This window comes from Pseudomonas sp., from assembly GCF_030150285.1.
Taxonomy (GTDB): domain Bacteria; phylum Pseudomonadota; class Gammaproteobacteria; order Pseudomonadales; family Pseudomonadaceae; genus Aquipseudomonas.
Genome location: NZ_JASLGE010000035.1, coordinates 1 through 9,106 on the forward strand (window position 1 = coordinate 1; position 9,106 = coordinate 9,106).

General features: G+C 59.4%; 11 protein-coding genes and 1 pseudogene. All 12 read left to right on the plus strand.

Annotation, left to right across the window (positions count from 1 at the left end; all coding sequences use genetic code 11):
* A partial coding sequence (locus tag Q1W15_RS08085) for a type VI secretion system Vgr family protein (RefSeq protein ID WP_300726056.1) occupies positions 1-874 on the plus strand: 874 nt, incomplete at its 5' end.
* A complete protein-coding gene (locus Q1W15_RS08090) occupies positions 871-1,641 on the plus strand; it encodes a DUF4123 domain-containing protein (RefSeq protein ID WP_300726061.1) in 771 nt (256 codons plus the stop codon). The genes Q1W15_RS08085 and Q1W15_RS08090, both read left to right, overlap by 4 nt.
* A 2-nt stretch (positions 1,642-1,643) precedes the next feature.
* Positions 1,644-2,186 (plus strand): DUF3304 domain-containing protein, encoded by a 543-nt coding sequence (locus Q1W15_RS08095; RefSeq protein WP_300726064.1) that lies wholly within the window; start codon positions 1,644-1,646, stop codon positions 2,184-2,186.
* A gap of 32 nt (positions 2,187-2,218) precedes the next feature.
* The gene (locus Q1W15_RS08100) at positions 2,219-2,710 is read left to right on the plus strand and encodes a DUF3304 domain-containing protein (protein WP_300726081.1); all 492 of its coding nucleotides are present in this window, start codon (positions 2,219-2,221) and stop codon (positions 2,708-2,710) included.
* Positions 2,698-5,016, plus strand: coding sequence for a DUF2235 domain-containing protein (locus tag Q1W15_RS08105; protein ID WP_300726067.1), 2,319 nt, complete (start codon positions 2,698-2,700; stop codon positions 5,014-5,016). The genes Q1W15_RS08100 and Q1W15_RS08105 overlap by 13 nt, the downstream gene beginning before the upstream one ends.
* Complete coding sequence (locus Q1W15_RS08110; protein WP_300726070.1) at positions 5,003-5,533, plus strand: DUF3304 domain-containing protein; 531 nt, start codon at positions 5,003-5,005, stop codon at positions 5,531-5,533. Before Q1W15_RS08105 ends, Q1W15_RS08110 begins: the two co-directional genes overlap by 14 nt.
* Positions 5,521-6,057: a DUF3304 domain-containing protein gene (locus tag Q1W15_RS08115; RefSeq protein ID WP_300726072.1), complete on the plus strand. Its 537-nt coding sequence runs from the start codon at positions 5,521-5,523 to the stop codon at positions 6,055-6,057. Before Q1W15_RS08110 ends, Q1W15_RS08115 begins: the two co-directional genes overlap by 13 nt.
* A gap of 32 nt (positions 6,058-6,089) precedes the next feature.
* Positions 6,090-6,581 (plus strand): DUF3304 domain-containing protein, encoded by a 492-nt coding sequence (locus Q1W15_RS08120; RefSeq protein WP_300726085.1) that lies wholly within the window; start codon positions 6,090-6,092, stop codon positions 6,579-6,581.
* A gap of 32 nt (positions 6,582-6,613) precedes the next feature.
* Entirely contained in the window at positions 6,614-7,105 is a 492-nt protein-coding gene (locus Q1W15_RS08125) for a DUF3304 domain-containing protein (RefSeq protein ID WP_300726087.1), read from the plus strand.
* Positions 7,106-7,132: 27 nt separating this feature from the next.
* Entirely contained in the window at positions 7,133-7,378 is a 246-nt protein-coding gene (locus Q1W15_RS08130) for a PAAR domain-containing protein (protein ID WP_300726075.1), read from the plus strand.
* Entirely contained in the window at positions 7,375-8,508 is a 1,134-nt protein-coding gene (locus tag Q1W15_RS08135; protein WP_300726078.1) for a hypothetical protein, read from the plus strand. Before Q1W15_RS08130 ends, Q1W15_RS08135 begins: the two co-directional genes overlap by 4 nt.
* A gap of 1 nt (position 8,509) precedes the next feature.
* Positions 8,510-9,106 (plus strand): annotated as a pseudogene (locus Q1W15_RS08140) (type VI secretion protein VasK); the annotation flags it as partial.

The following is a 9,106-nucleotide window of genomic DNA, read 5'->3' on the forward strand; positions in this document are numbered from 1 at the left end:
CACCCGTGGCCAGGAACACATCAAACTCAGCACCGAACACAGCGGCAAAAGCCAGCTCAACCTGGGGCACTTGGTGGATGCCGAGAAGCGCAAGCGCGGTGAAGGCTTTGAACTGCGCACCGACGGCTGGGGCGCGATTCGGGGCGGCAAAGGGGTGTTTATCAGTGCGGATACGCAGGCCAAGGCCCAAGGCGACGTGCTGGCCATGGAGCCGGCTTCCCGTCAGGTCCAGGGCGCGAAACAGCAAATCGCCGACTGGCAGGGCATCGCTCAGGCCCACCACAGCCGCCCGCCGGCCATCGCGGGTTTGCAGCAGTTTCAAGACAGCGCCAAAGACCTGAGCGCCCCGGCCATCCTGCTCAGTGCCCCAAACGGTATTGGCGCGGTGACGCCCGCGAGCCTGTTGCTTAAAAGCGGCGCGGCCTTGTACGCGCAAAGCGATGATGAAATCAACCTGGCGGCGGCTCAGCGTTTGTCCGCCCACGCCAATAAAGCCATCTCGCTGCTGGCCCAGCAGGAAGGCATGCGCCTTGTATCTGGCAAGGGCCCGTTGGACATCGAATCCCACGGCGATGTGCTGAACCTGATTGCACAGCAGGACATCACCGTGCAGTCGGTGCAGGGTCACCTGCAACTGACCGCCAAAAATGGCATCACCCTGGGCTGTGGCGGCGGTTATATCCGTATCACGCCCCAGGGTGAGATCCACATCCATAGCCCTGGCCTGATCAGCCTGAAGGGGCAACACCGTTTTAACCCTCCCGGGGGTGAAGCTTTTGCGCTTCCCGAACTACCCAGTTCAGTGTGCAAAGAGTGTTTGAAAAAGGCCCAGGCCGCTGCCCAGGGTTTTCTCCAAAGGGAGGTGCAAGCATGACTGACGGCCCTATCAGTCACTGGTTAGGTTTACTGGAAGCGTCCTGTGCACACCTCGCTACAAAGCACCTGGACATCATCGTCGACCAGGCGGGCAGTGAGGTGCCATTGCTTCCCAGCGTTCGCAGTATTGAACCGCCGCTGCCCTGGTACTCACTGTTCACCGGGTTACCGGAGGAGGGGGCTGACGATCTGGCACCGTTGTTGGTGCGCATTGACCTGTCGCAGCCTCTACAACGCCAATGGCTCATCGGTCTGATGCACGACTTGAGGGGGCGCTCGCAACTCTTGGTACTGGCTTCTCTATGGCCTTTTCAGACCCTGGCCGAGCATCTGGGGCGCTGCCTGGAAGCGCGCAATGGCGGCTATACGGGGTTGCTGCGCTACTACGACCCGCGCTTATTTCCCTTGCTGTTCAGCCATGTGCTTGAACCCGACCAGCAGCAGGTGTTGCTGCGCCCCGCTGTGTTCTGGAGTTGGCTCGATCGCGACGGTACTCCCAAGCGGCTTTTGGGCACCCCCGACTTAACCGGGGGCTCCCCTGCCTTCAGCTCTATTGAGCTGAGCGACAGTCAAGTGGAAACCCTGAGCTGTGCCAGTGATGCCACCGCCGCGATGGTGAGCCTGAGCGATGCCCTGCCGTGCGAGTGGGGCGCAGAACAACGCTTTGAGCATTGCTATGGCGCGATGATCGAGGCAACCCAGGCCGGGCTGCTACTGACCGAGCAACGCGAGGCTTACACCCTCAAGACCTTGGGAGAGCTATGACCATGCCCCCGGTATACAGACAGAACCTGAGCCTCCGGCTCAAGCGCTTTAGCCCCCAAGGCCTGTTCGCCTGGGTCGCCATTGCCGGTGCTTTAAACGCACAGGCCAGCACCCTTGGGGCGATCAACCACACCCATTGGGCCATCAATCGCTTCAGTGTTGAGGGCCGTTCGGGTATCGACATTATTGGTCCGTATCAAGGGGGCGGCGGAGGTTGCTGCTACGTTGCCCCGGAACGCTGGATACCGGGCATGACGGTGCGTGTGGATTGGGAAACGGGAGTCGGCAGTTCAAAAGGATTTCCAGGCTTTGGAGATTGGCCTAAGTATCTTGCCTGGAAGAAAATGGTGAACGACCAAAAACGTCAACACAGCAAAACCGTCGCCGTACCCGATTACACAAATCAAAAAGTCTGCGGCCTCACCGTGCATTTCCTGCCCTGTGACGAGGTTCAAGTCACCACGTCCTGTTACGCCTACGGCAGCCCCGAATACCCGATCAAAACCCCGCTGCATTTGCCGGAGCCTCAGTCATGTCCGAAGTGAAAAATGCCCCGGTCTGGCAGTCAGGGCGGTTGATGGCGGGTATGTGCACTGTGGTTGCAGCCATGCTCTCTCTCAATGCGCAGGCCAGCACCCTTGGGGCAATCAACCACACCCATTGGGCCATCAATCGGTTTAGCGTTGATGGCCGTTCGGGTATCGACATTATCGGTCCGTACCAAGGGGGCGGCGGAGGTTGCTGTTACGTTGCCCCGGAACGCTGGATACCGGGTATGACAGTGCGTGTGGATTGGGAGACGGGAGTGGCTTATCCCGACGGATTTCCCGGATTTGCAGATAGGCCTAAATATCTGGCATGGAGAGACAAAAATAGAGCGTTAAAACGCCAACACACCCAAGTAGTCCCCGTCCCCGACTACACAGGCCAAAAAGTCTGCGGCCTCACCGTGCATTTCCTGCCCTGTGATGAGGTTCAGGTCACCACGTCCTGCTACGCCTACGGCAGCCCCGAATACCCGATCAAAACCCCGCTGCATTTGCCGGAGCCACAATCATGTCCGAAGTGAAACATGCCCCGGTCTGGTACCCACCGCCCTTTCCGGTTCAGGGCCGTTTGCCCGGCAGGGTCGAGCACGTACAGCAGAATATTTTGCGGCAGTGCGATCAGGAACGCGGTTTCCACGATGCCCTGTGCCTGGCAGCCGGGTATCGCGTGCCGCCGCCCTGCTGCAAAACGCTGCATATCAGTCTGTTTTTTGATGGCACGGGGAATAACCTGAATAACGACCTTTATCAGTCGAGTACCCCGCACCCGACCAATATCGCCCGGATGTTCCGGGCCACTATTGGCGATGGCTATGCCGGTGGCACGGCCCATCTCGGTAGCAAGGCCCAGGGGTTGACGGATGGCCCAGGCACCGGCAACGGGCAATATTTCAAATACTACATGCCGGGCGTGGGCACGCCTTTTCCGGAAGTGGGCGATCTGGATTACAGCACCGGCGGCTTGGCCTTTGGTTCGCGAGGTGAGGAACGGATCAACTGGGGTTTGTTGATGATCATCGATGCCCTACGGCGCGCGCTGGGTCAGCCACGGTTGGACAATGCAAGCCTGAAGGCTGCGGTCGAGGCCATGGGTACCTTGCCCGGGCTGGAGTTTATCCAGGGGCAAGCCAACCGTACCGATACGTTTCGCAAGCAACTCAAGGCGATTGAAAAGCCGTTGCGCCTGGCCATGGCCCAGCCCACGCCGGGTACATCGAAGTTATTGGGCATCAAGTTGTATATCTACGGTTTTTCCCGTGGTGCGGCGGCAGCCCGGGCTTTTGTCAGTTGGTTGAACCAATTGATGCGTTACCGGCCGTTTTTAAGGCTGGACGATCTGGAGCTGCCCTTGAGTGTGGAATACCTGGGGCTGCTGGATACCGTGGCTTCGGTAGGTATTGCCGATATCGTGCCCGGAGCGGACGGCCATATGAGCTGGGCCGACGGCAATCAGCAACTGCCTGGTGGCGGGCTGGTCAAGCGTTGCTTGCACCTGGTGGCTAGCCATGAGCAGCGGTTGTGCTTTCCCTCGGAGTCCATTCGCCGTGAGGGGGGTGAATACCCGCGCAACAGTGTGGAAGTGATTTATCCGGGTGTGCATTCGGATTTGGGGGGAGGGTATCCGCCGGGGGATCAGGGGAAGAGCGTTAGTCCGGGTAGTGCTGAAGGTGATGGCCTGCTGCTGTCGCAGATTGCTTTGAATGATCTATATGCCGATGCATTCAGACATGGTGCACCATTGAAGGTGCCCAAGGACGCGTTGCCTATCAGCTTGCGTAATGAGCAGTGGCGAGCAATGGAGTTTGATGTTCAGAATGAGTTCGATGTTTCCCCTATACTAATCAGCCGCTTCAACGCTTGGCGACAGGTGACACTAGACCTGCCTCCCGTTACTCACCCCCTGCCGATCAAGGTGGTTGAACAGTACCACCCTCTGCCTGCAAGCACGACGTTGGAACAAGCCACCCGCGCCCAACTAGGCTGGCTCACCGCCTGGCGTATTGACCGCTATGCCTTTGCCAGCCTGAAAGAGACCACCTTCTACAAAGAAGCGACCGATAGCCAAGCCGATAAGGCCGTTCGCAACAGCGCCGAGGCCAAGCGGGAACAGCTACAAACAGAAGTCGAGAAGCGTCGGCGTGAGCAAGTGGCCCAGGAACGGCTCAAACGCACGCCACAAGTGCCCCTGGAGCCCGGCGTCAAGGACTTCGACGCGGACATGGCCCAAACCCAATTGCGTGAAGCCGCCGAGGAGTTTGCGGCGGCTTACCGCGACCCGAATCATCTGGCTTCTGCGTTTAGTCGCCTGCTGCCGGCGCGCGCGCCCGCAGCGTTGGTGCTGCATACCATCACCGCCGATGTGCGGGTTGAGTGTCGGCAGATGAAAGCGGCAGGGCGGGCCAGGGTCAGTCAGTTGTTTGCGCCTCCCGCCGGGTACAACAATCATCTAAACGAAAAGACCCGGGGCCCGGTAGACGAAGGCGCAAACGCCACCCAGCCGGCTGGGCTGCTGCGTGCACTGTTTGATGACCAGGTGCACGACTCACGCGCGTGGTTTCTTTACCCCTTTGGCCGTGAACCCATGGGCAGTTTTTTTCGCGAGCGCATGGTGTTTTTCGGCGAGGCCAGCCGCAGGGAATTGGCGCTGCATCTCGATAGCCAAGAGGCCGAAAGGTGGTCGGGGCTTACAGGCCTGCCCGCGTCCAATGTGGCAGCACCGAAACAGCCACTGGATGCCGAACGCCTGGCCCAGGCCATGCAAGGGATTGACGCGCACTGGCAGGCTTTTGAGGCCAAGGCAACGGAGGTGAATGATGGGCGAGTTTAATCCTGTTCGCCGTCGCATCGCTCGCTGGGCAGCGCCCGTGACCCTGTGGGCAATCGCCGCGGCACACAGTGCACAGGCCAGCACCCTTGGGGCAATCAACCACACCCATTGGGCCATCAATCGCTTCAGTGTCGAGGGGCGTTCGGGTATCGACATTATTGGTCCGTACCAAGGGGGCGGAGGAGGTTGCTGCTACGTTGCCCCGGAGCGCTGGATACCGGGCATGACGGTGCGTGTGAATTGGGAGACGGGGGTAGCAGGTTCTAAAGGCTTTCCAGGGTTTGCGGATGATGACAAGTACGAGGCTTGGGCAGGTTTACTTAGAGCCCAAAAACGCCAACACACCAAAATCGTCTCCGTCCCCGACTATACAGGCCAAAAAGTCTGCGGCCTCACCGTGCATTTCCTGCCCTGTGACGAGGTTCAGGTCACCACGTCCTGCTACGCCTACGGCAGCCCCGAATACCCGATCCAAACCCCGCTGCATTTGCCGGAGCCACAATCATGCCCGAAGTGAAACATGCCCCGGCCTGGCAGTCAGGGCGGTTGATGGCGGGTATGTGTACTTTGGTTGCAGTAATGCTCTCTCTCAATGCACAGGCCAGCACCCTCGGGGCGATCAATCACACCCATTGGGCCATCAATCGGTTTAGCGTTGAGGGCCGTTCGGGTATCGACATTATTGGTCCGTATCAAGGGGGCGGCGGAGGTTGTTGTTACGTTGCCCCGGAGCGCTGGATACCGGGTATGACGGTGCGTGTGGATTGGGAGACTGGAGTCGGTAGTTCAAAAGGATTTCCAGGCTTTGCAGATAGGCCTAAATATCTGGCATGGAAAGACAAAAATAGAGCGTTAAAACGCCAACACACCCAAGTAGTCCCCGTCCCCGACTACACAGGCCAAAAAGTCTGCGGGCTCACTGTGCATTTCTTGCCCTGTGACGAGGTTCAAGTCACCACGTCCTGCTACGCCTACGGCAGCCCCGAATACCCGATCAAAACCCCGCTGCATTTGCCGGAGCCACAGTCATGTCCGAAGTGAAACATGCCCCGGTCTGGCAGTCGCGGTGGTTGATGACGGGTATGTGTACTTTGGTTGCAGTAATGCTCTCTCTCAATGCACAGGCCAGCACCCTCGGGGCGATCAATCACACCCATTGGGCAATCAATCGGTTTAGCGTTGATGGCCGTTCGGGTATCGACATTATTGGTCCGTATCAAGGGGGCGGCGGAGGTTGTTGTTACGTTGCCCCGGAACGCTGGATACCGGGCATGACGGTGCGTGTGGATTGGGAGACGGGCCAAGGTGGTACAAAAGACTACCCAGGGTATGCGGATTGGCCCAAGTACTTGTCTTGGGTTGAGAAGGTTGATGCCCAAAAACGCCAACACAGTAAAACCGTCTCCGTACCCGATTACACAAATCAAAAAGTCTGCGGCCTCACCGTGCATTTCTTGCCCTGTGACGAGGTTCAGGTCACCACGTCCTGCTACGCCTACGGCAGCCCCGAATACCCGATCAAAACCCCGCTGCATTTGCCGGAGCCTCAGTCATGTCCGAAGTGAAAAATGCCCCGGCCTGGCAGTCAGGGCGGTTGATGGCGGGTATGTGCACCTTGGTTGCAGTAATGCTCTCTCTCAATGCACAGGCCAGCACCCTTGGGGCGATCAATCACACCCATTGGGCCATCAATAGGTTTAGCGTTGATGGCCGTTCGGGTATCGACATTATTGGTCCGTATCAAGGGGGCGGCGGAGGTTGTTGTTACGTTGCCCCGGAACGCTGGATACCGGGCATGACGGTGCGTGTGGATTGGGAAAGTGGTGTCGCATACGCCGACGGGTCTCCCGGATACGAAGATTGGCCCAAGTATCTTGCATGGGAAAACGAGATTGTCGCGCAAACGAGAAGTCACTCGAAGGTCGTCCCCGTACCCGATTACACAAATCAAAAAGTCTGCGGCCTCACTGTGCATTTCCTGCCCTGTGACGAGGTTCAAGTCACCACGTCCTGCTACGCCTACGGCAGCCCCGAATACCCGATCAAAACCCCGCTGCATTTGCCGGAGCCTCAGTCATGTCCGAAGTGAAAATAACGCTAGCTGGCAGGAGTTTCCATGAAAGCAATTATTCGTAAAGGCGACACGCTGCGCGAAGGGGGCGCAGAGGTGCTGCAAGGGCGCTATGAGTGCGATGGCCAGACCATCGCTTGTCTGGCGTGCAACGTGCGTGGGCGCACTGATATTGATGAGGGCAGCGATCTGTTTGTGTTGGATGGCCGCCCGGGGGCATTGCACGGGTATCGCTGCGCCCGTGGCCGCACCTGGGCCAGTTCCATGCCCGCTGCCCTGGTTGTTTCATGAATACGGCCCCTGAGTTCGCGCCCTACCCATTGGTAGCGGTGCCTGTTTATTCGCGTTGGTTGGCCAGTGGCGTGGCATTGCTGGCGTTGGTGAGCAGTGCCAGTGTGTTTTTGCGCCCGTTTATCGAGCCGCGTTTAGCCGCGGTGGGTGTGGCAGGTGTGTTGATGATCTGGGTCGTTGCATTTTTGTTGCGTGTGTTGCACTACCGCCTGAATCGACATAACGCGCAGTGCTACGCCGAGGCTGTAGAGCGCGTGTGCACGGCATGGTGGGCGCACCACCGGCAGCGAGGCGCATTGATCGAGACGGTACTGATCGGGCCTTCGTGCAGTGCACCCGAGCATCGCCAGGGTGTGTTTGATCCAGACACTCAATTGCCCGCGCCGCACGAGACCTCTGAAGGTGCAACCCTTCGCCTGCAGCAGGTATTTGGTACAGACACCGCCGAGCGTGAACGGCAGTTGGCGGTGTTGCTCGCGCTGCAATGGCAAGCACAACGCACGGAGGGCTCTTTGGTTCAGCCGGTGTGTTGTTACTGGCAGGGTTCTCTGCCGGCTTGGCAGGCCTTTGCGCAGCAGATGAGGGTGTGTTTCCCGCAGGTCGAATTACCCGCACAGCCTGAGACCTGGCAAGGCATTCGAAGTGTGGACGCCATCATCGATCGGTTGCAGGGAGCCGCGCCAGCCACTCGTATTCTCTGTGCCGGCTGCCAGTCCACGGCACCTCAACGACAGAGCCGGCTGCCTGCAGGTGAGGCGGGTGTGCTGTGGTGGCTTGGGCCGCAGGGAGGCGTAAGCCTTACCCGCGGGGAAGGGTTTGCGGCGGGTGCCGAGAGCTTGGCGGCGGTTGCCGCGCGCGCATTGAAGCAAGGCGAGTTGGAGGGGCCTGCTCAGCGTTGTGTCTCCTTTACGCAACCTGATGTGGCCGAGGTGTCCACGACGGGCTGGCCCATCAAGCAAAACGTGCAGGACGGCCATTTTGGCGAATTGGCGCATTTGCAGCCCTTCGTGGTGCAGACCTTGGCGGCTTGGTATGCCGAGCAGCATGGAGAGCCTTGCACGTGGCTGTCCTCGGATCTTCATCACACGCTGGCCCTTGGAGTTGTGAAACCTGATGAATCGAGTCGTTGAAATGTCCAAAGTATCCCCTTGGTATACAGCGCTGTTACTCGCGACGGTCATTGCGTTGCTGGTTGTTCTGGGCAGCGTGAGCGTGTGGTATTGGAGCGGGGCCCAGGCACTGGGCCGTGCAGCGTTGCAGGATGCACTGTTCAAGGGGTTCTGGTGCTGGGTGTTGTTATTCGCGCTGTCGATGTTGACCTGGCACATTGTGCAGAACGACGTACGCAAATGGGTGTTTAGCAGCCAGGCATTACCCGCGCCGTCTAGCGCCGATGCCCCTCAACCTTCAGAACGCGCCGAGGTCGTCCACTACCTGCGCAACCAATACGGTTTCTTCTGGCGCCGCCAGGTCCGTCTGCTGTTGGTGATGGGCGAGCCGGCTCAAGTTGACGCCATCGCCCCCGGCCTGAGCGAGCAGACTTGGCTGCACGGGCAGGACACGGTGTTGTTGTGGGGCGGTGCTGCGCCGGGCGATGGCGCGCTGTTCGCGCAGTGGCACGGCGTGAGCCGTTGGCGTGGGCTGGACGGGGTGGTCTGGGCGCTGAGCACGCCGCAGAGCCTGGACGCCACGTCGATGAGCGCCGCCGTGCAGCGCTTGCTGGGCTTG

Coding starts and splice junctions, on each gene's coding strand:
- Q1W15_RS08090 (WP_300726061.1), top strand. CDS start 871: ATGACTGACGGCCCTATCAGTCACTGGTTAGGTTTACTGGAAGCGTCC.
- Q1W15_RS08095 (WP_300726064.1), top strand. CDS start 1,644: ATGCCCCCGGTATACAGACAGAACCTGAGCCTCCGGCTCAAGCGCTTT.
- Q1W15_RS08100 (WP_300726081.1), top strand. CDS start 2,219: ATGGCGGGTATGTGCACTGTGGTTGCAGCCATGCTCTCTCTCAATGCG.
- Q1W15_RS08105 (WP_300726067.1), top strand. CDS start 2,698: ATGTCCGAAGTGAAACATGCCCCGGTCTGGTACCCACCGCCCTTTCCG.
- Q1W15_RS08110 (WP_300726070.1), top strand. CDS start 5,003: ATGGGCGAGTTTAATCCTGTTCGCCGTCGCATCGCTCGCTGGGCAGCG.
- Q1W15_RS08115 (WP_300726072.1), top strand. CDS start 5,521: ATGCCCGAAGTGAAACATGCCCCGGCCTGGCAGTCAGGGCGGTTGATG.
- Q1W15_RS08120 (WP_300726085.1), top strand. CDS start 6,090: ATGACGGGTATGTGTACTTTGGTTGCAGTAATGCTCTCTCTCAATGCA.
- Q1W15_RS08125 (WP_300726087.1), top strand. CDS start 6,614: ATGGCGGGTATGTGCACCTTGGTTGCAGTAATGCTCTCTCTCAATGCA.
- Q1W15_RS08130 (WP_300726075.1), top strand. CDS start 7,133: ATGAAAGCAATTATTCGTAAAGGCGACACGCTGCGCGAAGGGGGCGCA.
- Q1W15_RS08135 (WP_300726078.1), top strand. CDS start 7,375: ATGAATACGGCCCCTGAGTTCGCGCCCTACCCATTGGTAGCGGTGCCT.